We start from the raw sequence: 307 nt of genomic DNA, 5'->3' as shown, positions 1-307 counted from the left end.
CCGTGCGCCGGGCGGGCCCGCGCAGCAGCTCGGCGCCGTCGCGGGCGATGCGGGCGGCGGTCGGGGGCAGGCGGGTCACGGATCCGTGCGCCACCGACGCGGGCAGGTCCTCGCCGAGGTCCGCCGTCATGCGGCCGTGCGTGGCGCGGGCGGAGGCGACGGAGATCTGCTGGCCGACGACGGTGCGGAAGAGGGTCGAGCGCGCATCCAGCGTGCCGGGGATCCGGAGGCCCGGGGTCGCGCGCACGGCGGCGGCGAGCGCGGGGTCGCGGGCGAGGTCGGCGTCGATGCGCGCGGCGTCCGCGTC

Annotated in this window: 1 protein-coding gene; it reads right to left on the bottom strand. The window is 80.8% G+C overall.

The features are described from left to right. A partial coding sequence (locus DZG00_RS16730; RefSeq protein WP_375342522.1) for an AlkA N-terminal domain-containing protein occupies positions 1 to 307 on the bottom strand: 307 nt, incomplete at both ends.

This window comes from Clavibacter lycopersici, from assembly GCF_003576405.1.
GTDB lineage: Bacteria > Actinomycetota > Actinomycetes > Actinomycetales > Microbacteriaceae > Clavibacter > Clavibacter lycopersici.
This window is presented reverse-complemented; position numbering and strand designations above follow the sequence as displayed.